Source organism: Sedimenticola thiotaurini, from assembly GCF_001007875.1.
GTDB classification, from domain to species: domain Bacteria; phylum Pseudomonadota; class Gammaproteobacteria; order Chromatiales; family Chromatiaceae; genus Sedimenticola; species Sedimenticola thiotaurini.
In genome coordinates this window covers 835,176-855,643 of the sequence record NZ_CP011412.1, presented here as the reverse complement: position 1 = coordinate 855,643, position 20,468 = coordinate 835,176, and the positions used below count along the sequence as shown (strand labels likewise).

20 protein-coding genes are annotated in these 20,468 nt (G+C 54.9%); 4 read left to right on the top strand and 16 right to left on the bottom strand.

Features of this window, described 5'->3' with window-relative positions:
- Window positions 1–33 precede the first annotated feature (33 nt).
- The 9 genes from acpP to AAY24_RS03740 form a co-directional block, all read right to left on the bottom strand.
- Window positions 34–267 (bottom strand): acyl carrier protein, encoded by a 234-nt coding sequence (gene acpP, locus AAY24_RS03780; protein ID WP_046858560.1) that lies wholly within the window; start codon window positions 265–267, stop codon window positions 34–36.
- Window positions 268–460: 193 nt separating this feature from the next.
- On the bottom strand, window positions 461–1,201 hold the full coding sequence (gene fabG / locus AAY24_RS03775) for a 3-oxoacyl-ACP reductase FabG (protein ID WP_046858559.1): 741 nt from the start codon (window positions 1,199–1,201) through the stop codon (window positions 461–463).
- Window positions 1,202–1,311: 110 nt separating this feature from the next.
- Entirely contained in the window at window positions 1,312–2,280 is a 969-nt protein-coding gene (locus AAY24_RS03770; RefSeq protein WP_046858558.1) for a beta-ketoacyl-ACP synthase III, read from the bottom strand.
- The gene (gene plsX, locus AAY24_RS03765) at window positions 2,277–3,302 is read right to left on the bottom strand and encodes a phosphate acyltransferase PlsX (RefSeq protein ID WP_046858557.1); all 1,026 of its coding nucleotides are present in this window, start codon (window positions 3,300–3,302) and stop codon (window positions 2,277–2,279) included. The genes AAY24_RS03770 and plsX overlap by 4 nt, the downstream gene beginning before the upstream one ends.
- A 108-nt stretch (window positions 3,303–3,410) precedes the next feature.
- Window positions 3,411–3,590 carry a 50S ribosomal protein L32 gene (gene rpmF / locus AAY24_RS03760; RefSeq protein ID WP_046858556.1) on the bottom strand — a complete coding sequence of 60 codons (180 nt, stop codon included), beginning with the start codon at window positions 3,588–3,590 and terminating at the stop codon, window positions 3,411–3,413.
- A gap of 40 nt (window positions 3,591–3,630) precedes the next feature.
- Window positions 3,631–4,167, bottom strand: a complete 537-nt coding sequence (locus AAY24_RS03755; protein ID WP_046858555.1) for a YceD family protein — start codon at window positions 4,165–4,167, stop codon at window positions 3,631–3,633.
- A gap of 141 nt (window positions 4,168–4,308) precedes the next feature.
- Entirely contained in the window at window positions 4,309–5,442 is a 1,134-nt protein-coding gene (locus AAY24_RS03750) for a sodium ion-translocating decarboxylase subunit beta (RefSeq protein WP_046858554.1), read from the bottom strand.
- Between the two features lies 1 nt (window position 5,443).
- Window positions 5,444–7,228 carry a sodium-extruding oxaloacetate decarboxylase subunit alpha gene (oadA, locus tag AAY24_RS03745; protein WP_046858553.1) on the bottom strand — a complete coding sequence of 595 codons (1,785 nt, stop codon included), beginning with the start codon at window positions 7,226–7,228 and terminating at the stop codon, window positions 5,444–5,446.
- A gap of 69 nt (window positions 7,229–7,297) precedes the next feature.
- Window positions 7,298–7,546: an OadG family protein gene (locus tag AAY24_RS03740; RefSeq protein ID WP_046858552.1), complete on the bottom strand. Its 249-nt coding sequence runs from the start codon at window positions 7,544–7,546 to the stop codon at window positions 7,298–7,300.
- A gap of 374 nt (window positions 7,547–7,920) precedes the next feature.
- On the opposite strand from AAY24_RS03740, the gene AAY24_RS03735 reads away from it, so the two are divergent.
- Both AAY24_RS03735 and AAY24_RS03730 read left to right on the top strand, forming a co-directional pair.
- Entirely contained in the window at window positions 7,921–8,532 is a 612-nt protein-coding gene (locus AAY24_RS03735) for a Maf family protein (RefSeq protein WP_046858551.1), read from the top strand.
- Between the two features lie 38 nt (window positions 8,533–8,570).
- Complete coding sequence (locus AAY24_RS03730) at window positions 8,571–9,545, top strand: PDC sensor domain-containing protein (RefSeq protein WP_046858550.1); 975 nt, start codon at window positions 8,571–8,573, stop codon at window positions 9,543–9,545.
- A gap of 9 nt (window positions 9,546–9,554) precedes the next feature.
- Here the strand turns inward: AAY24_RS03730 and AAY24_RS03725 are convergent, their stop codons facing one another.
- The 3 genes from AAY24_RS03725 to AAY24_RS03715 all read right to left on the bottom strand — a co-directional run bounded on the left by AAY24_RS03725 (window position 9,555) and on the right by AAY24_RS03715 (window position 12,574).
- The gene (locus AAY24_RS03725) at window positions 9,555–10,433 is read right to left on the bottom strand and encodes a tetratricopeptide repeat protein (RefSeq protein WP_199930484.1); all 879 of its coding nucleotides are present in this window, start codon (window positions 10,431–10,433) and stop codon (window positions 9,555–9,557) included.
- 53 nt (window positions 10,434–10,486) lie between these two features.
- Window positions 10,487–11,935: an adenylate/guanylate cyclase domain-containing protein gene (locus AAY24_RS03720; protein WP_046858548.1), complete on the bottom strand. Its 1,449-nt coding sequence runs from the start codon at window positions 11,933–11,935 to the stop codon at window positions 10,487–10,489.
- Between the two features lie 141 nt (window positions 11,936–12,076).
- Window positions 12,077–12,574 carry an NUDIX hydrolase gene (locus AAY24_RS03715; RefSeq protein ID WP_199930483.1) on the bottom strand — a complete coding sequence of 166 codons (498 nt, stop codon included), beginning with the start codon at window positions 12,572–12,574 and terminating at the stop codon, window positions 12,077–12,079.
- 572 nt (window positions 12,575–13,146) lie between these two features.
- On the opposite strand from AAY24_RS03715, the gene AAY24_RS03710 reads away from it, so the two are divergent.
- Window positions 13,147–13,515, top strand: coding sequence for a hypothetical protein (locus AAY24_RS03710; RefSeq protein ID WP_046858547.1), 369 nt, complete (start codon window positions 13,147–13,149; stop codon window positions 13,513–13,515).
- Window positions 13,516–13,598: 83 nt separating this feature from the next.
- Here the strand turns inward: AAY24_RS03710 and AAY24_RS03705 are convergent, their stop codons facing one another.
- The 4 genes from AAY24_RS03705 to rluC form a co-directional block, all read right to left on the bottom strand.
- A complete protein-coding gene (locus AAY24_RS03705) occupies window positions 13,599–13,955 on the bottom strand; it encodes a hypothetical protein (protein ID WP_046858546.1) in 357 nt (118 codons plus the stop codon).
- Between the two features lie 99 nt (window positions 13,956–14,054).
- A complete protein-coding gene (gene sppA / locus AAY24_RS03700) occupies window positions 14,055–15,029 on the bottom strand; it encodes a signal peptide peptidase SppA (RefSeq protein ID WP_046858545.1) in 975 nt (324 codons plus the stop codon).
- Between the two features lie 41 nt (window positions 15,030–15,070).
- Window positions 15,071–15,724: an HAD-IA family hydrolase gene (locus tag AAY24_RS03695; RefSeq protein ID WP_046858544.1), complete on the bottom strand. Its 654-nt coding sequence runs from the start codon at window positions 15,722–15,724 to the stop codon at window positions 15,071–15,073.
- A gap of 6 nt (window positions 15,725–15,730) precedes the next feature.
- Window positions 15,731–16,705 carry a 23S rRNA pseudouridine(955/2504/2580) synthase RluC gene (gene rluC / locus AAY24_RS03690; RefSeq protein WP_046858543.1) on the bottom strand — a complete coding sequence of 325 codons (975 nt, stop codon included), beginning with the start codon at window positions 16,703–16,705 and terminating at the stop codon, window positions 15,731–15,733.
- Window positions 16,706–17,249: 544 nt separating this feature from the next.
- On the opposite strand from rluC, the gene rne reads away from it, so the two are divergent.
- Complete coding sequence (rne, locus tag AAY24_RS03685) at window positions 17,250–20,453, top strand: ribonuclease E (protein ID WP_082117232.1); 3,204 nt, start codon at window positions 17,250–17,252, stop codon at window positions 20,451–20,453.
- Window positions 20,454–20,468: the final 15 nt, after the last annotated feature.

Here is a 20,468-nt window from a genome sequence, read left to right as displayed (position 1 = left end):
TGTGCGGCCTTAAATTAAACGGGCGAGAACGAATCAGCTATGCGCGTTGATGTACTCAACAGCCAGTTTAACAGTGGTGATCTTTTCGGCGTCTTCATCTGGAATTTCAGTACCGAACTCTTCTTCCAGTTGCATGACCAGCTCGACTGTGTCAAGAGAGTCCGCACCCAGATCGTCCACGAAAGAGGCTTCCAGGGTCACCTCATCTTCAGATACACCCAGCTGTTCAACAACTATCTTCTTAACACGTTCTTCAACAGAGCTCATGTTCTTAAATTCCTCCGGTAAAAAAATATGGCCGGCTTGTCACACGACCGACGGGTATTGTATTCATCAAACCTCAAAAGTTCAAAGCAAATTGGCCTTTAATTTCTCGTTTTTTGATGAGATAAAAAAAACTATGAATTTCAATTCGATAGATTGAATATATAAAGACGGAATGAGGCCCCGGTGTTAGGGTTTACCCCATATACATGCCGCCATTTACGTGCAGAGTTTCGCCAGTTATGTAATTCGCAGCCGGTGAAGCCAGGAAAACAACGGCGCTGGCAATCTCCTCTGGCGCGCCCAAGCGGGCCAGAGGAATTTCAGAAAGCAGCTTTTTATGCTGCTCTTCGGGCAGTTCACGGGTCATGTCGGTGTCGATGAAACCCGGGGCTACCGCATTCACCGTGATGCCCCGGGAACCAACCTCCCGGGCCAGGGATTTGGTGAAACCGATCATCCCTGCCTTGGCTGCGGAATAATTGGTCTGGCCGGCATTTCCGGTAAAACCAACCACTGACGCGATACTGATAATACGTCCCTTGCGTGCCTTCATCATGGCCCGGAGACAGGCTTTGGATAAGCGGTAGATGGAAGTGAGATTGGTCTCCATGATGCTGTCCCACTCTTCATCCTTCATTCGCATCAGCAGGTTATCCCGGGTAATACCGGCATTGTTCACCAGAATCCCGGGTGCGCCAAAGCGCTCTGCAATAGCTTTCAGCACGGCGTCGATGGAGGCCGGATCGGTGACGTTCAGCACCATCCCCTCGCCTTTTATACCGGCTTCGCCAAGACGGGCCGTGATGGCTGCCGCCCCCGATTCTGAAGTCGCTGTTCCGATAACCGTTGCTCCCTGCTCTCCAAGCCCTTTGGCGATGGCGGCGCCAATGCCACGACTTGCTCCGGTTACCAATGCAATTTCATTATCAAGCATCTCTATCTCCAAACGTTACCGTCCCGAACCGTGCTGCTCGGGACGCAAAGCTGGCAACGGGCGATCATCCAGCAATCAGGACAAAACTCACCCTGCTCCAGTTGATTCAGTTAAAACCTGGCCAGCACAGAACCCCAGGTAAAGCCGCCGCCAAAGGCTTCCATCAACAGGGTCTCCCCTTTCTTGATACGGCCATCACGAACCGCCACATCCAGTGCCAGCGGTACCGAAGCGGCAGAGGTGTTGCCATGTTCATGGACAGTCACTACAACCTGTTCCATCGGCATACCCAGTTTACGTGCTGTTGCCCGAATGATCCGAATGTTGGCTTGGTGCGGAATCAACCAGTCCACATCGGATTTCTTCATATTGTTCTTGTCCAGCGTTTCATCGACGATCCGGCCCAGGGTATTCACTGCCATCTTGAATACCTCGTTGCCCTTCATCTCGACGAAAGCGGCATTTTGCCGAACCACGTCGTAACCTTTTGAGACCCCTTCAGGTACGTGTAACAGACTGGCGTAATCCCCATCCGCATGCAGATGGGTGGAGAGAATGCCTGGCTCATCGCTCTTTTCGATAACGACTGCCCCGGCACCATCACCAAACAGGATACAGGTACCCCGGTCCTTCCAGTTCAGAATACGGGAAAAGGTTTCGGCGCCAATAACCAGGGCACAGGTCGCGTTGCCGGCCCGGATAAAATTATCGGCAATACTCAGGGCGTAAATAAATCCGGTGCAAACGGCCTGCACGTCGAATGCCGGGCAACCGTGGATATCCAGACGGCTCTGCAGCAGGCAGGCGGTACTGGGGAATATCTGATCCGGCGTGGTGGTGGCGACAATGATCAGGTCAATGTCGGAGATCTGTTTGCCGGAAGCGGCGATGGCATTGCGTGCGGCATTTTCAGCCAGATCGCAGGTGGTTTCACCCTCCACGGCGATATGACGCTCCCGTATACCGGTACGCTCCCGGATCCATTGGTCGGATGTATCGACCATCTGTGCGAGATCGTCATTGGTAACTACTTTTTCAGGCAGGTAACTGCCTGTTCCGATAATGCGGGAATAGGTCACACGTCCGCCCTTTTTTCTAGTTGAGATTCGACCCCATGGGCTATGCGCTCCGGGACATTGGTATGGACTGCTTTTTTGGCCATTTTAATCGCATGATTAAAAGCCAGCACATCGGCTCCGCCATGGCTTTTGATTACAATCCCCCGCAACCCCAGCAGACTGGCCCCGTTATAACGTCGCGGATCGATCTTTTTACGGAAACCATTGATCACTGGCAGGGCCAGCAAACCGGCCAATTTAGTGAATATATTGCGCCTGAATCCACTTTTCAGGTAATGGGCAATCATTTTGGCGACGCCTTCGGCGCTTTTTAACGCAACGTTACCGACAAATCCATCAGTAACCACCACATCGACTTCACCAGTATAGACACCGTCGCCTTCAATATATCCAATATAATTGAGCGAACTGTTGGTCAGCAGTTCATGGGCCCGTTTCACCTGGTCGTTCCCCTTGATCTCCTCCTGGCCGATATTCAACAGGCCAATACGGGGATTGGGAATATCCTCATCCACGGAAGAGACCAGTTCACTACCCATCACGGCAAACTGGAACAGATGGTCCGAACTGCTATCCACATTGGCTCCCAGGTCAAGCACCCAGGTGTGGCCCGACATGGAGGGTAATGCGGTAATGATGGCGGGGCGATCCACATTGGGCAGCATTTTCAGCACAAAGCGGGCGGTAGCCATCAGCGCACCGGTATTGCCTGCGCTGACACAGGCGTGCGCCTGACCTTCTTTCACCAGGTCGATGGCGACCCGCATGGAGGAGTCTTTCTTCCCCCGCAGCGCCCTGGAGGGCAGCTCATCCATACCAACCTCCTGGGAGGCTGGCACAATCCGGAGCCGGCTATCCGGCTGACGCCCGTTCAGATGCTGTTTGATGGCCTCTTCCCGTCCGACAAGAATCAGATCGACATCCCGGTCCTTTTTCAGGAAGTCCAGTGCAGCTGGCACCACGACGGAAGGGCCATGATCACCACCCATGGCATCCAGGGCTATGGTTATCCGATCACTCACCCTTATATCCTCGAAGGTTCAGACATCTTTTGCGGGCGCAAAAACACACAACCGCCCCGAAAGGACGGTTGTGTGGAACTGCTCGCATACGACTCACGGTGTAAAGGGTTATTCGCCCTTACCACTGACCACTTTGCGGCCACGGTAGAAACCGTCGGGAGAGACGTGATGACGAAGATGGGTCTCACCAGAGGTTGGATCGATGGAGAGAGTCTCACCCCGAAGTGCATCGTGGGAACGACGCATGCCACGTTTTGAAGGGGTTTTTTTGTTCTGCTGGACCGCCATGGTTCAAGCTCCTGAGTTACAATAAGCAATTAAATTTAAACTATTTATCAGATTTCAACCCGGCCAGTACGGCAAACGGATTCGGTCTGTCTGATGCATCATCTTCCTGTCCCTGACTGACCATCTCTTCCTGGGCAGGAGTATAACTTCCAGTCCCGCAATCGTCAGGTTCGTGTCGTGGCACCTGGGGAATCGCCAGTATCAGCTCATCTTCCACCAGATCCAAAAGTCGCAAGGTATCCTCTTCAACCCAGACCGGATCAACCGATTCCGGTAACCGATCGGCCTCTTCAGGAACCTGAATTACCGCCAGATCGAGTACCGCATCTACCGGTAGCACCAGGGCTTCCAGGCAGCGTTGGCACTCCAACACCAGCTCCGCCCGAACCTCTCCCTTGATCCGTGCCCGGTTCCGGTTATCACGATAAAACTCCAGGCTGAATCCGGCGTTACCGGCTGTATCCAGTAATGCCTCACTCAACCGCGGGAGATCAGCCAGCTTCACCGTACCGGAGTAGCCGCCTCCCTGGCTGGCTAGGCGCCGGGGATCGATGAATTCAGGAAGTCGCGACGACATAAGCGCGCAATGATATTACGGGATCCGGGATACGTCAAAAATATTACACACTTACGTCGGTTTGGAACCCGCCCGGAATAATGGATCACCATCCCTGACGCAGTATCTTTCCAGGCTTCAGCACAATCGCATGCTGGTCGTTTAGTTCCCAACCACCGCCAGCAGTACGCCGGCCGCAACTGCTGAGCCGATCACCCCTGCCACATTGGGCCCCATGGCATGCATAAGCAGGAAATTATGGTGGTTACTCTCCAGCCCCACCTTGTTCACCACCCGGGCCGCCATGGGTACCGCCGACACTCCCGCCGCGCCGATCAGGGGATTGACCTTACCGCCACTGATCTTGCACATAACCTTGCCCATCAGCACACCGGTGGCAGTGCCGATACAGAAGGCGATCGCCCCCAGGGCCAGAATACCCAGGGTATCGAGGGTCAGAAATCTGTCCGCTGACAGCTTCGATCCCACAGCCAGGCCGAGAAAGATGGTGACTATATTAATAATCTCGTTCTGGGCTGCGCGACTCAGGCGATCCACTACCCCCACTTCCCGTAGCAGATTGCCGAACATCAGCATACCGATCAGTGGGGCTGCGGAGGGCAGAAACAGGATACAGAGCAGTAATACTGTAAACGGGAACAGTATCTTTTCCAGGCGACCCACAGGTCGCAGCTGGGACATGACAATATTTCGCTCCTTTTCGGTGGTGAGCAGCCGCATGATCGGTGGCTGGATTATCGGCACCAGCGCCATATAGGAGTATGCCGCCACGGCAATTGCCCCAAGCAGATCGGGCGCCAGACGGGAGGCCAGGAAGATAGCGGTCGGACCGTCCGCACCACCGATAATGGCGATCGCAGAGGCGTCCGCCAGGCTGAAATCAAAACCGGGGATCAGATTCAGGGCCAGGGCCCCCAGCAGGGTGGCAAAGATGCCGAATTGGGCGGCAGCCCCCAGAAATAGGGTGCTGGGCATGGCGATCAGAGCGCCAAAGTCGGTCAGGGCCCCTACCCCCATGAAAATCAACAGGGGAAACACCCCGGTCTCTATACCCACATGATAGATATAGTATAAAAGCCCACCTGGATCGGCGATGCCCGCTTCCGGAATATTACTCAGGATGGCGCCAAACCCGATCGGCAACAGCAGCAGTGGTTCAAACTTTTTCACTACAGCAAGATAGATCAGCAAACAGCCGACCAGCATCATCAGCAGCTGGCCCCAGGTCATGGTGGCAATGCCCATGGATTGCCAAAGTGCTTCTGCTCCGCTCATATCAGCTGATAATCACAAGTGGATCGCCCACCTGGACCGCCTCGCCCTCTTTGGCGACAATTCTTTCCAGGATTCCGCCCCGGTTGGCCCTGACTTCGGTCTCCATCTTCATCGCTTCCATGATCATGATCACATCCCCTGCCTTGATATGCTGACCAATGGTTACCTTTACCTTGAAGATGTTTCCGGCCAGGGGTGCCGGCACCGCTTCACCCGCCGAGTTGCCCGATGCCGATGACGGGGATGCCGGTTGCGAAACCACCTGCTCTATCTCACCGCCGGCAGAGACGGTCACGCCGTAGGATTTACCGTTTACCGTCACTGTATAGGATTCCGGGCCTTGTGCAGTAGGTGTTGCCGGAACGGATGGGGGTGTGACCGGCTCTTCTTCCAGCGTGGGTGCGGATTCGAAGGCAGCGGGATTATCGCGATTTTCAAGGAATTTGAGACCAATTTGGGGAAACAGTGCGTAGATCAGCACATCTTCAACCAGGTTCTCCGCAACCTTAATCCCCTTCTCCTTGGCAATTGACCGGTACTCTTCGGTCAGTTTCTCCATCTCCGGTTCCAGCAGATCGGCCGGACGGCAACAAATCGGTTCCTCCCCTTCCAGCACCCTGGCCTGCAGTGCACTGTCGACAGGAGCCGGGGTAGCCCCGTATTCACCCCTGAGTACGCCGGCGGTCTCCTTGGTGATGTTCTTGTAGCGTTCACCATTGAGCACATTGAGTACCGACTGGGTGCCCACGATCTGTGAAGTGGGTGTGACCAGCGGGATGTAGCCGAGGTCCTTACGGACCCGGGGAATCTCCTCCAGCACCTCATCCAGCCGGTCAGCTGCCCCCTGCTCCCGGAGTTGACTCTCCATATTGGTCAGCATGCCCCCGGGCACCTGGGCAACCAGAATGCGGGAATCGACACCCTTCAGGGCGCCTTCGAATTTAGCGTACTTTTTTCGTACTTCCCGGAAGTAGGCGGCAATCTCCTCCAGCAGCTGGATATCCAGACCGGTATCACGCGCCGTTCCATCCAGGATGGATACCACCGATTCGGTGGATGAGTGTCCGTAAGTCATGCTCATGGACGAGATCGAGGTATCGACCATATCCACCCCCGCCTCGGCCGCTTTGACCAGCGTTGCGGTACTCAATCCGGTGGTGGCATGGCAATGCAGTGCGATCGGCACCGAGACCGCCTCACGCATCTGGCTGATCAGATCGAATGCCACGTAGGGTTTCAACAAGCCCGCCATGTCTTTGATACAGATCGAATTTGCCCCCATATCCTCCAGGCCCTTGGCCATATCCAGCCAATAGTCCGTATCGTGTACCGGGCTGACCGTATAAGAGATGGTCCCCTGGGCATGCTTGCCGGTTTTCAGGGTCGCCTTGATGGCAGTTTCCAGATTACGCAGGTCGTTCATGGCGTCAAAAATACGGAAAATATCCATGCCATTGGCGGCTGCCTGCTCCACGAAGCGCTCCACCACATCATCCGCATAGTGCCGATAGCCAAGAATATTCTGCGCCCGGAACAGCATCTGTTGCGGGGTGTTGGGCATAGCCTTTTTCAGTAACCGCAACCGTTCCCAGGGGTCTTCGCCAAGAAAACGGATACAGGCATCAAAAGTAGCGCCACCCCAAGTCTCCAGTGACCAGAAACCGACCTGATCCAGTTTTGCAGCTATGGGCAACATATCCTCAATCCGCAAACGGGTAGCGAAGAGGGATTGGTGGGCGTCGCGGAGAACGACATCGGTTATGCCGAGTTTGGTGTTATTGGTCATAGGATTTCGCTCAGCTAGACGGTGATGCGGAAAGAGGCGGACCTGGCAGACAGTGCTGCAGTCACGGCTCTAGGACTTGTTTCGATAACGGCTGATAGCCGCGGAGATCACCGCAATGACCTCCTCGTGCTCTGTTTCCGGCTCTGTTGGCAGGGGGTGGCCCTGGGGATCGCTGTAGAGTTCATCACCGGAGAAGGCGATCACCAGCCGGGAGACCCCGCTCATGGTGAACACCAGAACCGTCAGAAAAAGAAACACGCTGCCCATCCCCAGCAGCATCAGATTCACCCCATCAAACAGCAGATTGGATACATCCATTATGTCGGCCCCTTCGTCCCGCTTCTCTGTCCGTGGAGTTACAGCATGACGGTCAAATATTAGAAAAGACTTAAATCGGTCCGCATTTCTAGGGGATACGGAGCTATCTTGTCAAGTCTAAGGAAAGTTTGTTTATTTATAACCCATTGATAAACAATGAGTATATTATGGATAGATGCTTTGTATTGATAAAACCAATGCTTTTTTTCAATGTATCTATGAAATTTAAGATTGTCAAGACATCGCAATATGATGGCAACATTGCAAATCTTTTTACATTTTCAAATGGTCGGATTTCTCCCCTCAGAAGCGCTATTTTTGGTAGCATTGCGCAACCATAAAAAAGCCAGAAACGAGCAACCATTTCACTCCCCATGAACCGTACCCCATCCGCACTCAAGACCAACCACCCCGCCATTGTGCTGGCATCCACATCGCCCTTTCGACGGGAGCTGTTAGGCAAACTGGGGCTCGCTTTCGACGTGGGCGCCCCCGACGTCGATGAACAGCGTCACCCCCATGAGACACCGGAACAGCTGGTGCGACGACTGGCCGAGGCCAAGGCAAAGGCCGTCGCCAGGCAACACCCGGACGCCCTGGTGATCGGTTCCGACCAGGTGGCCTGTATTGATGAACAGATACTGGGGAAGCCCGGGAATCGTGACAGGGCCATTGAGCAACTTTCCCTGGCATCGGGTAAACGGGTGACCTTCTATACTGGTCTCTGTCTCTATAACAACAGGACCGATCAGGCCCGGACCAGCTGTGAGCTGTTCCACGTCCATTTCCGGGATCTGGATAAACAGCAGATAGAGCGTTATCTGGACAGGGAGCAACCCTATAACTGTGCTGGCAGTTTTAAATCCGAGGGATTGGGTATCGCCCTGTTCCGGCGACTGGAGGGGGACGACCCCAACACCCTGATCGGCCTACCGCTTATCCGGCTGATCAGTTTCCTGGAGGCTGAAGGAGTTCAGGTTCCTTGAGGATGGTCCACTCATCCCTGGTTTACTGGTAACAAATCATGACGAGTCCGATACAGAAAAGCATCAGTAAACAGCGGGAAGCCCTGGGCAGCCTCATCCAGCCCATTCTGGGACGGATTGCCAGGGCTTGCAGTGATGTCTGGCCTGATCGGGAGTCGCTCGATCAGGTACTGGCAGACCGGGTGGCAGAACTCCCCTACTGCGCCTACATCTATGCCCTGGGTACGGACGCCATCCAGATCTCGGACAATATCAATGGAAGCGGCCGTTTCCCGGAGCACTTTGGCAGAGACCGCTCCAGTCGTCCCTATCTGAACAGCATCTATCCGGCCGTCGACTACTACCTCTCCGAAGCCTATATCAGCCTGTTGTCGGGACGCCCCAGTATCACCGCAATCCAACTGGTCAGAAGACAGGATCGGGTGATCGGCTTGCTGGGTGCGGATTTTGATCTGCGCGACCTGCCCCTGACCCAACAGTTGTACGATGAGCCGGATCAATGGCGACAAATGAAAGGCGACCCGTCAATCCGGGGACTACTGTTTCAGCAGACAAGGGTAAAGAGCGTGCTGGACAGCCATATTGATGAGGTAATGTCCATTATGGAGGAGCTGATTGTCCAGCGCGGGGTATTTCATGGCAAGCTGCACTTCTCCAGCAGCCGTGCCACATTGTGGCTGATGGATGACCCCTTCCGTTACCGGATGCTGGAAGTTGAAGACCTGATCGATCCCGATATCTGCCTCGCCTATCCGCTGCACGACTATCCTTCTGATGCCGTGCTGCCGCAGAACAAAATCAAACCGGTGCTGGAGGGCTTCAAGAAACTGCGACTGGCGGATGAAACGGTCTATCTGCGCTCCGGGTCAATCAATGTTTTTAACGGGTTGATCGGGCTGAACTTCTCCTGTGATGGCTCCCACTACATCCCCTGGAGCGATTTTCTCAATCCGCGCAACGCCTTCTGGTCAGGAGATATCGGCTCCACCAGTCGACCGGCGGTGGATGCCTGAACCACGCCCTCAGGGCACCGGCTGTTCCTGAATCTCCCGCAGCCGCTCAAGAACCTTCATGGCGCGCTCGATGCGCCCCGCCACATCCTGACGCCCCATGTCGAGTTTTTCCGCCGACTCCCATACAGATACCGCCTGCTCGATCTGTTCCTCCCGATAGAGTGCATCACCGAATGCGATCAGATTGGCCACCTTCTCATCGCGAACCCGGATCACCTGTTCCAACAGTCCGCTGGCCTCCGGGTCATCCGGTACCAGTTCCAGCAGTTGCTGAAGCGAGGCGACTGCATCCGGGATGGCCTCATCGGCGATCTGTGCCTGGGCCTGTTTTAACAGTCGATTGCGCTGTTGGGTCTTATCATGCTTCTCCTGAACCGCCTTTTTCGAGCGTTCGGTTCGTTTTTTCTCGGCATGGGACTGCTGGATTTTGCGCAGCAAAAAAGCGCTCTCCTCGGTCGGCTTGATCTTTTCGGCCAGGGTGACGCAGGCCTCGGCAAGGGATTGATCCAGATGCAGATGTACCGAGCCGCAGGCTATCAGATCGGGAACTTTCGACTTGAGCATGTTCTGCCAGAACAGCAGCCGGGACCTGGTAATAATATTGTCCGGATCAATAGAAACCAGTTCCTCCAGATACGGAACCTTTTTCCATAGCGAACTGGTTTCATGCACCAGAATCCAGTCCTCCCGGTTCCGTTTTCGCATCTCCCAATTACGTTTTATTTCAGCGTGCAACTCGGCAAGACGCCGCTCATCAGGATACCGGTCCAGCCCCGAACCAAGCAGCACCAGCGCCTCATGCCACTGCTCCTGCTGGTACAGTTTCTCTGCCTGTTGGATCAGTTCTGCCGGGGATAGCGGAGGCGCCGTGGGAGCAGTTTTTGTCACAATGGCACTGCAACCCGTGAGCAGAATAACAAGGAGGGAAATCAGCAACTGCCTCATTGGACTTCCACCGTCGGTAGTATGGTTTTCAGGCTCTCCTGAAATCTGGATTCGGATATAAAGGAATTGCTGTCAATAAGATAGGTTTTAACAGGCTGACGACGACCCTTAACCTTGACGGTATTTTGCGGAAAACTTTTGGCCAGGGATTTAACCCCTGGCTGCATCAGTGTCGCCTCGGTTATCAGAATCTGGCCCGGTGAACAGATATCACAAACCCGCGCTGTCAGGTTCACTGTATCTCCTACTACGGTGTACTGCATCCGCTCCACACTGCCCAGATTACCGGCCAGCATCTGACCACTGTTGATTCCGACTTTGAATTGCACCAGCGGCAGGCCTTTCTTCTGTCGCTGATGGTTAATCCGGGCAGCAATCTCCTGGATCAGCACACCGCAGGTGACCGCATGCAGCCCATGGGATGTGTCCGATTCCGGCACCCCGAACAGAATCATCACGCAATCGCCGATGAATTTATCCACGGTTCCGTTGCAGCTGTCCGCCGCAATGGAGAAATAGCTGAAGTACTGATTCAACATCTCCCCCACATCCCTGGGCGACAGGTTTTCAGATAACTCGGTAAAACCGACCACATCGCAGAACAACACACTGCCTACCTTGGTAATACCGCCCAGTTCGCTACCGGCCGGCTGGTTCAACACCTGGTGTGCGATAGTGGGTGACAGGAAACGGGAAAAGGCCTGCTCAACCTCGCGCTTCTTCTCCATGCCCTCTGCCATGTGCTGAAAGGCATCGAGTACACGACCGATCTCATCTTTACGTCCCACGGCAATCGGCATGTGGGTTTTACCACTGTCTATTGCTTCTCCCACCTTGACCAACTGATAGATGGGACGGCAGAGTCGATGGGCCAACGGAAACGCCAGTATCGCCCCGATCACAATCAGGCCGATGGTGGTGGTGATCAGTGCCCCGGTTAATGCGCTCAACTGCTGTTCCAGCGGACCTTGATCAATACTGACCACCGCATAACCTGCGGTTACATCTTTGAATTTGATACTGCTGAAAAAAGAGACCGCATTGACATAGGGCGTGCGCCAGGGCAACTGGCGCAGCTGTTCGTTCCGATCAAAAAGGGACAAAATATCACCGATGGGTGAGACACCGGCGCTCGCTTTCAGGACGCCTTTCAGGTCAAACACCTGCATACCGATGATCAGCGCGTTTTTCTCCTGCTGCCTGACCAGCACCTGCAGACTGAGATCATCCCCTGCCAGCAGCGGCTCACCGGCGGCAAACGCCAGCTGATCAACCACCACACCACCAAGCAGTGCATTCTGATGTCGATAATTGGCGGTCTGCTGATTGATTAAAAACCAGCCCAGAGAACCCATCACCAGAGAGACAAAACAGGCGATAATAACCGACCACTTCAGCGCAAGCGGAAGCGATGAGTTCTCGAGTCGTCGGGTCAGTTTTTTCATCAAGGGCGCCAGTGCGCAAGGAGACAGGTTTTGCAAGAGGACAATCTTAGCATGTATCGGTGAGTCCGATAGTTACCGGTTTAAGTACAATTCCCGTGGAAGTCGGAACTTGTCATATGCCGGTTTTCTGGCGGTCACCACTCAGCGCCGGGTCTCCAGCAAGCCGATCAGATTCAACAGCGTAACGGTCAATTTGGCAGTAATACCCCAGAGTAGTTCACCCTCGTAACGCTCAAAATGGATCACCTGGATACTTGCATCAGAGCCATCCAGCCTGCGCCAGCTGACCCGGTGATTTGCCGGATCCGCCAGCCAGTTCACCGGAATACTGAAAACCCGACTCACTTCCCGTCTGTCCGGCACCAGCGGTACCGGCCACTGGATCTCCGCCACCACCGGTGTCACCAGATAGTTGCTGATGGTGTGATAGGACCTCAAGTCACCCAGAATAGAGACATGAGCGGGATCCAGCCCTATCTCTTCCTGGGCTTCCCGTAATGCGGCCGCATGGGCGTCACGATCAATGGCCTCCAGCTTTCCGCCGGGAAAGGCCACCTGGCCACTGTGCCGGTCATTCTCATGTTCCGACCGTCTGATATAGAGTACCCGCCAGCCATCCTGGTCCTTGAACAGCGGCATCAGCACCGATGCGGGGGCCGGGGGGGCCGCGAAATAACCTTCCGGATACCGGACCGCTTCGGGAACCTGATGCCCTTTTACATCGAGTATTTCTGAGATGCTTGTACAATCAAGCTCGTACCGATTCATATCCTTCGCACGTTGAATCCTACTGGTCATACCTGCTTGCTGTTTACCCTTGGGGCAGGTCCTGTCATTCCCGTCCGTTGTGCCCGGTCAGAGCAATCCCGTCCGGTTAGCGCTGCCGAACCGCCAACTACATAGATGCATACAGCAGACCCACCCGAGGCAGAAGCAAATAATCACAGCATTCGGGTCTATACTCTGTCTGACATTACTATTGTAGAGCGGTAACAGTTACAGAGTAATGGGTACAAGCGGTGTTGATTTAACAGACAGAGACTACTTTAACAAAGACTATCCATCAGGTGCATCGACCGGTTGCCTGGAAATATAGACACTTTCGTTTACATTTGCCCTATTGCTTTGCAGCAGACGGCTTGCAACCATTGGCCGGGTAGGAAGGTACTCTTTTAACGCTTCCATCAATAGAACCCAACCCGAGAAATATCATGAAAAAGTTTGCATTGATCATTGCTATATCCACACTCCTGCTTAGTGGCTGCGGTACTGACGAACAGAACAGCACCGGCAACGTGGAGAAAAGCAGCATGGAGAAAGCTGCCGAGCACGCAAAGGCATCAGCCAAAGAGCTGGGCAATGCAGTATCGGAATCCACAGAATCCGCCCGGGAAAAGTGGAGTGAAATGAACCAGGATCGTCATGAAGCTCCAACCGGAGAGCAGGATAGCCTGCCGAAGAGCGAAAAGGCCGATATGGAAGCCATCAAGGAAAAATATGAAGAGGTGAAGCAAGCCACCATTGAGAAAACCGAAGAGGTGGTGGACAAGGTGAAGGAGATGGCGCAACCAGCTGAATAGAGACGGACAGAACCCATACGCCCCGCTGTCGGCAGACAGTCGGGGCGTATGTCCGGTAACCGATAGTCAGGCTGCCCTACCGGTTACTTGGACACCGTAATCTGCATACCCTGCATGCGCAGAGCCACCATCACAGCCCGGGCCTCTTCTGGTTTGACTTTCACCCGCTTCAGACTCTTGAATATACTCAGCTGATCCAGATACAGCTGCTCGATTTCCGGTTTGCACTCCAAACCCCGCAGAACCGCCAGTATGGTCTCCGCCACGGTGACATGGCAGGAATCCACAAAGTAGATGGCATGCCGCTCCGGCGCATAGTGCACCCGATCCATACAGAGATTGAAAAAAATATCCGCTTCGCCCGCCGATGCAGGGGAACTGACCTTGCGATGACTACCGCACAGGCGCTTGGCACACTTGGAATCCACCGGGCCAATCATGGGGTTATTCTGACGCTCTCTGGTCCAGGCACGACGACTATTCCAAAGGATAGTACGCCGTGCCCCCCATACTGACAACTGATGATGAACAGGGGTCCGTTAGCGTATATGCGGGGTTAGTCCCAAGCCGGTTTGACTGGACATAAACGCCGCCGCGCCGGCGCCAATACGCTTGGCAAAGCGCTCCAGCAGATCCTCGGAGCGGGTGTAGTCCACCAGGGTCTCGGCACCGATCAGCTCCCGGGCGACGTAGCTGCTGCTACCCAGGCCATCCGCCAGACCGAGCTTGATGCTCTCTTCCCCGGACCAGAACAGTCCACTGAAGATATCGTCATTCTCCTGCAACCGGTCACCGCGACCATCCCTGACTGCCTGGATAAACTGTTGGTGCACCTGGTCAAGCATATTCTGGATATGCTGCTTCTCCTCGCTCTTCATGGGGGAAAAGGGATCGAGAATCCCCTTGTGCTCACCAGCCGTCAACAGCCTGCGCTCCACACCCAGTTTTTCCATGCTCCGCTCAAAGCCAAAGGTACTCATGAGCACGCCGATTGAACCGACGATACTGGCCTTATCCACGTAAATCTGATCAGCGGCAACCGCGATATAGTAGCCGCCCGACGCGGCCATATCGGTCACAACCGCATACACTGGAATTTCGGGATGCTTCTCCTTCAGACGCCGGATCTCATCATTGATATAGCCGGCCTGTACCGCGCTGCCCCCGGGGCTGTTGATGCGCAGAATCACCCCTTTGGTTTTCTCGTCTTTATAGGCAGAACGGAGCGCAGTCACCACGTTATCTGCACTGGCCTCGCTATCATCCGCTATCACGCCCTTGATTTCGATCACGGCGGTATGTTCCTTGGCAGACTTGATAGCCGCATCGGACCAGGTGTCCGGCAGCCACAGGATCAGCACCGTCACCAGATAGGCGAAAGTCAGCAGTTTAAAGAAAATACCCCAGCGCCGCGCTCGCCGCTGTTCGGTGATCGAAGCGGTGGCGAGTTTTTCCAATAGCTCCCGCTCCCAACCTGCTTTACGCTTGACTCGCTCTTGTTCCAGATTATCCATTTTCCTCACTCTGAATCTGTTTCAACGGTGTGAGATCCGACTCAGCCATGCAGCCAGGCCGAAAGCTCTGATATATCATCCAGACAACCCAGGGGGTTGAATCGATTGAGCCGCTCGGGCGTGTGTACCCCGTAGCTCACCGCCAGGCCATGGGTACCTGCATTGATGGCCATCTGCAGGTCATACTCGGTATCTCCGATCATCAGGGTATCCACCGGCTCCACAGCCAGTTCATCCATGATCTGTACCAGCATCTCCGGGTGCGGCTTGGAAAAGGTCTCATCGGCACACCGGGTGGCGTGAAACAGCGACTTCAGGCCGGTCTCTTCCAGCACCTTGTTGAGCCCGGGGCGCCCTTTCCCTGTCGCTACGGCCAGCAGATAATCTTCGTCAGCCAATCCATGCAACACATCGAGAGCGCCGGGAAAAAGCTGTGAGGGGGTACGATCCTCATGCAGAAAATAGTCCCGGTAAAAACCGATAAACTGCTCTTTAAAAGAGTTGTCTGAGCCGGGAAACAGCTTCTCCAAAGCCTCTTTCAGCCCCAGACCAATAATGTCCCTGACCCGATCATCCGACGGGCTTTCGATGGCCATATCCCGGGCAGCCGCATGTACGCAGGAGACGATCCTCGCCTCGGAATCCATCAGGGTCCCGTCCCAATCAAATACCAGGAGTTTGAACTCGCGTCCCATTGTCAATTAATACCTGTTTGCATGTGCACTTGTCCGAATTCGGGACAGTAACTCCTCCAGAGCCGGTTCCAGGGGCGCTCTGAAGTGCTGAAACTGTTTCTCATCCGGCCATCTGAAACGCAGCGTTTCAGCATGAAGAAACAGACGCCGCAACCCCAGATCCCTGAGTTCCCGGTTCGTGGCGGCATCACCATATTTCCCATCCCCCAACACCGGTGTCCCCAAATGGGCGGCGTGAACCCTGATCTGGTGGGTTCTCCCGGTCATCAAGCGGGCCTCAATCAGCTGAAAATCCCCGATTCGCTCTCGGATGCTGAATCGCGTCAGCGACTCTTTTCCCCGTGGATTCACCACTACGATCCGTTCACCACCCTGCAGGGTGTTTTTAAGCAGCGGCGCATCGACTTCGATACGGTCGCGCCGCCAGTTACCCCTGACAAGCGCGATGTAACGCTTATCGATCCCATTGGAACGCATAAGTTCATGGAGTGTGCGCAGTGCACTGCGCCGTTTGGCCACCAGCAAACAGCCCGAGGTCTCACGATCCAGACGATGCACCAGCTCCAGCTGGCGTTCATCCGGACGCAACTGACGCAGTGCCTCGATCACTCCGAAGCTCAAACCGCTCCCACCGTGGACAGCTATACCTGATGGTTTATTAAGTACTATCAGTCGCTTATCTTCGAATATTATAGCTTTTTCGAGACGTTCAAGCTGCCGGTTGTCGACTCGCGCCGGTTCATCCCGGTCTGCCATGCGAACAGGCGGAACCCGCACCTGATCCCCCACCTGCAGCCGATAATTGGCCTTGATACGTCCTTTGTTGACACGCACTTCACCCCGTCGCAGGATCCGGTAGACCAGACTCTTGGGTACGCCCTTCAGGTGATTGATAAGAAAATTATCAATACGCTGCCCCTCATACCCCGGCTCGATACTCAGGGTATGCACAGCGTTATAAATCTGTTGAGAGTTTGACATCGCCGGTATGATACCAGCTTCCCAAACGACACCAAGCAGTTGTTCGGGGTTGAGCAACCCAGGTTCTCTGACTGTTAACTGTTTCACCGGAAATCAAGGGCACCGAGCGGTTCCGCCGACAGATGTTATTTGCTGCACCTGCTTAATATAGCTATAATCCGCCGTTAGCGGTGATATAGAGCTGAGAGGGTTCGTTGTATCCGCTATACGCAAACTGATCATCGAACGTACACCCCGCCAGGTGGCGTTCCGTTATTGCCGGGCGATCAGATCTCTCACCCGGGTGGGATAGATCGATCAGCAGACTCCTGCCGACCCTGTGCATAACAAAGAACGCATCGTATTGCAGACGCAATCGATGTACATAGTTAACGGCGTGCTTCAAAGATGCTGCCGTGTTGAACAGGCTAAGGCCCCATTCAACCAGGCGTACAGCTCTTGTTTCTTGTTAGGAATCCGGCCCCGAAATAGCGGGTGAAGCCAGGTGATGTATCACCCTGTCCGGTTCCTGCCGGAAGAAAGCGCGCCCTGGGAATTTCACAATATGAAACGCATGTTGATCAACGCAACTCAGCCAGAAGAGTTGCGGGTAGCCATCGTGGATGGCCAAAAATTATACAATCTGGACATAGAAACAACCGGTCGGGAACAAAAAAAAGCCAATATATACAAGGGAAAGATCACTCGGGTAGAGCCCAGTCTGGAAGCAGCCTTTGTTGACTATGGATCGGAACGACACGGTTTTCTGCCACTCAAAGAGATTTCCCGCCACTACTTCACCGGAAGCGCCAAAGAATCCAGTGGGCGCGTACAGATCAAGGATGCTGTTAAAGAGGGTCAGGAGCTCATCGTTCAGATCGAGAAGGAGGAGCGCGGTAACAAAGGCGCCGCACTGACCACCTTCATCTCCCTCGCCGGCCGTTACCTGGTATTAATGCCAAACAACCCCCGGGCCGGTGGGATTTCCCGCCGTATTGAGGGCCAGGAACGTAATGAGCTGCGCGATGCCATGTCCGGCCTGGAGATACCTGAAGGCGCCGGACTGATTGTCCGTACCGCCGGAATCGGCAAGAGCCAGGAAGATCTGCAGTGGGACCTGGATTACCTGCTGCAACTGTGGGAAGCCATCGAGACCTCGGCTAAGGAGAAATCCGCGCCATTCCTGATCTACCAGGAGAGCAATGTCATCATCCGCTCTATCCGAGATCATCTGCGGGCGGATATTGGTGAAATTGTCATCGATCACCCGGAGGTCTTTACCGAAGCGCGCGAATTCATCGAGCAGGTCATGCCCCACAATGCACGAAAACTGCGCCATTATACCGATGAAGTGCCGCTGTTCAGCCGCTATCAGATCGAGAGTCAGATCGAGTCCGCCTTCCAGCGCGAAGTCCGCCTGCCCTCCGGTGGCGCCATTGTCATCGATCACACTGAAGCACTGACCTCGATTGATATCAACTCGGCCCGCTCCACCAAAGGTGCCGACATCGAAGAGACCGCCCTGAATACCAACCTGGAAGCGGCCGACGAGATTGCCCGGCAGCTCAGAATGCGGGATATGGGCGGTCTGTTCGTGATCGATTTTATCGACATGACCCCCACCCGTAATCAACGGGAAGTGGAAAATCGTCTGAAAGAGGCGATGAAACAGGACCGGGCCCGGGTTCAGCTGGGTAGGATCTCCCGCTTCGGACTGCTGGAGCTGTCCCGTCAGCGGCTTCGACCATCTCTTGGCGAATCGATGCTGCATGTCTGCCCCCGTTGTGATGGACACGGGTTTATCCGCGGCGTTGAATCCCTGGCACTCTCGGTGCTCCGGATTATCGAAGAGCATGCCATGAAGGAGAATACCCTGCGGATCACCGCTCAATTACCGGTGGACGTGGCCACTTTCCTGCTGAACGAAAAGCGCGATGCGATCCATGACATTGAACAGCGCCAGAATGTCAATGTGGTATTGATTCCCAACATCCATTTCGAAACACCCCATTACGAAATCGAGCGCATACGTGCCCAGGATGTGGCGGAAGGTGACGAAGAGACTTCCAGCTACAAGATGATGGTGGAGCCGGAAGACAAAACCCCGGACTTCGCCAAGCCTAAGGAGACCAAGACGGAAGAACCTACGGTCAAGCGGTTCATCCCCACCTCCCCTGCCCCTACTCCGCAGCAACGCCAGGTAGAGGAAGAGAAGCCGCGTGAGAAAGGTTTCTTCAGCAAGCTCTGGAAGGCTATCATTGGCGGTGATACCGCAACAGGCGCGGAATCCTCTCCGAAAAAAGCCGACTCGACCCCCCGCAAGGAAGAGAAACGGGACGAATCCAAGAGCCGTGACCGGCGCAGCCGGAACAAGTCAGATGATACCCCGCGCTCCAACGGGAACCGTTCAGGTAAGTCAAAGCCAGCCGGGAAGAAAAAACCTGAAGAAAATCGCCAGCAGCGGCCCAATCAGCGTAAAAGCGATAAACGTACTCCGGAAGAAGAGACCACCTCTGGCGAGCAGAAATCGAACGCGAACAATGACAAAAATCGTTCTGGCGAGCAGAAGGCGACAGGCGAAGAGCCGAAACGCAGCTCGCGGCGTGGACGCCGTGGCGGACGCCGCCGGCGTAAGACCACTACGCCTGAGAATGAGGCGGTCAGCACGACCAACGAGGCGTCTGACGCATCGAAATCAGGCCAGCCATCAGATGCCCAATCAAACGGGAAAGAGAGCACTGAACAGGCCAAGGACAAGCCTCGGGCGGCCAAGAGTCAACGCACCCGCAAGCCAAAATCATCGGCGCAGGAGAAGGATAAGCAGGAGAACGCAGCTTCAAATGGCCAGAACGATTCAGCCACTGACAAGTCTGCGAGCCGTCAACCGGCTGCCGAAAACAAGGCCGCAACCCCTGCCCCTGCTGCAGTGGCCTCGGCTGCGGCTGCAACCAGTGGCTCCGATAGCGGCAGTAAACCGGACGGGGACAACGCCGCCACGACCAGCAAGCCGGAGTCGTCCGCAGCAGCACCAGCCGAATCTAGGCCGGTTGTGGAGTCCGCCGCTGATAGTGCTCCTGAAACGAAAAATGAGAAGCCAGCAGTACGCGCCAAGGCCCCTGCTTCCGAGTCACCGGCGCCAGCGGGTGATGCGGCAGCTAAACCGTCCGACAAGCCGGCGCCTGTTTCTGTAGCCAAAGCCACGGAGGTCAAGGCTGGGGAAAAGTCCGACAGTCGTCCCGCAGACAGTGACAATAACAGGCCAGAGATGACGCAACCGGCAAAGTCCAATGTGTCTGCGCCTAAACCTAAAACTGCCCCGTCATCGGCCCCTGTTGAACAGAAACCTGAAGTAAAAAAACCAAAAGCTGAAGCGGCAAAACCGTCGTCGACCGCTCCGGAAGCGCCGAAGACACCGCTGGTAAACGAGCAGCCTCTGCGTCAGGTGGAAACCAAACCCACTGCGGTAAAATCAAGCTCAGCCGCTCCTGCAACCAAGCCAGCGCCGGCAGCAAGCAAACCGGAGGCGACGCCCGTAAAGGCAGCCCCCAAGCACGCACCGGTCCCCGAGCAGGCGCCCCTGCGACAGGTGGAGACAAAGCCTGCCACCACTACCCCATCGGCCAAGGTGGCAAGTAAACCGGATGTCGCCATCAAGGAGAAATCCGAGGCAACCGGCAAGCCGGCTCCGGCTGAAACATCACCGAAGAGTACGCCGAAAAGCGTTGATAAAAAGCCGGAGGAGAAACCGGCACCGGATGGGGACACCTGATCACCTATTGTCAGG

Excerpts from the sequence above, each read along its gene's own strand:
- rne (WP_082117232.1), top strand. The coding sequence starts at position 17,250 with ATGAAACGCATGTTGATCAACGCAACTCAGCCAGAAGAGTTGCGGGTA.
- fabG (WP_046858559.1), bottom strand. The coding sequence starts at position 1,201 with ATGCTTGATAATGAAATTGCATTGGTAACCGGAGCAAGTCGTGGCATT.
- rpmF (WP_046858556.1), bottom strand. The coding sequence starts at position 3,590 with ATGGCGGTCCAGCAGAACAAAAAAACCCCTTCAAAACGTGGCATGCGT.
- AAY24_RS03755 (WP_046858555.1), bottom strand. The coding sequence starts at position 4,167 with ATGTCGTCGCGACTTCCTGAATTCATCGATCCCCGGCGCCTAGCCAGC.
- AAY24_RS03720 (WP_046858548.1), bottom strand. The coding sequence starts at position 11,935 with ATGAAAAAACTGACCCGACGACTCGAGAACTCATCGCTTCCGCTTGCG.
- AAY24_RS03730 (WP_046858550.1), top strand. The coding sequence starts at position 8,571 with ATGACGAGTCCGATACAGAAAAGCATCAGTAAACAGCGGGAAGCCCTG.
- AAY24_RS03750 (WP_046858554.1), bottom strand. The coding sequence starts at position 5,442 with ATGAGCGGAGCAGAAGCACTTTGGCAATCCATGGGCATTGCCACCATG.
- AAY24_RS03705 (WP_046858546.1), bottom strand. The coding sequence starts at position 13,955 with ATGATTGGCCCGGTGGATTCCAAGTGTGCCAAGCGCCTGTGCGGTAGT.
- oadA (WP_046858553.1), bottom strand. The coding sequence starts at position 7,228 with ATGACCAATAACACCAAACTCGGCATAACCGATGTCGTTCTCCGCGAC.
- AAY24_RS03735 (WP_046858551.1), top strand. The coding sequence starts at position 7,921 with ATGAACCGTACCCCATCCGCACTCAAGACCAACCACCCCGCCATTGTG.
- AAY24_RS03740 (WP_046858552.1), bottom strand. The coding sequence starts at position 7,546 with ATGGATGTATCCAATCTGCTGTTTGATGGGGTGAATCTGATGCTGCTG.
- rluC (WP_046858543.1), bottom strand. The coding sequence starts at position 16,705 with ATGTCAAACTCTCAACAGATTTATAACGCTGTGCATACCCTGAGTATC.
- AAY24_RS03695 (WP_046858544.1), bottom strand. The coding sequence starts at position 15,724 with ATGGGACGCGAGTTCAAACTCCTGGTATTTGATTGGGACGGGACCCTG.
- acpP (WP_046858560.1), bottom strand. The coding sequence starts at position 267 with ATGAGCTCTGTTGAAGAACGTGTTAAGAAGATAGTTGTTGAACAGCTG.
- sppA (WP_046858545.1), bottom strand. The coding sequence starts at position 15,029 with ATGGATAATCTGGAACAAGAGCGAGTCAAGCGTAAAGCAGGTTGGGAG.
- AAY24_RS03715 (WP_199930483.1), bottom strand. The coding sequence starts at position 12,574 with ATGCCGCTGTTCAAGGACCAGGATGGCTGGCGGGTACTCTATATCAGA.
- AAY24_RS03710 (WP_046858547.1), top strand. The coding sequence starts at position 13,147 with ATGAAAAAGTTTGCATTGATCATTGCTATATCCACACTCCTGCTTAGT.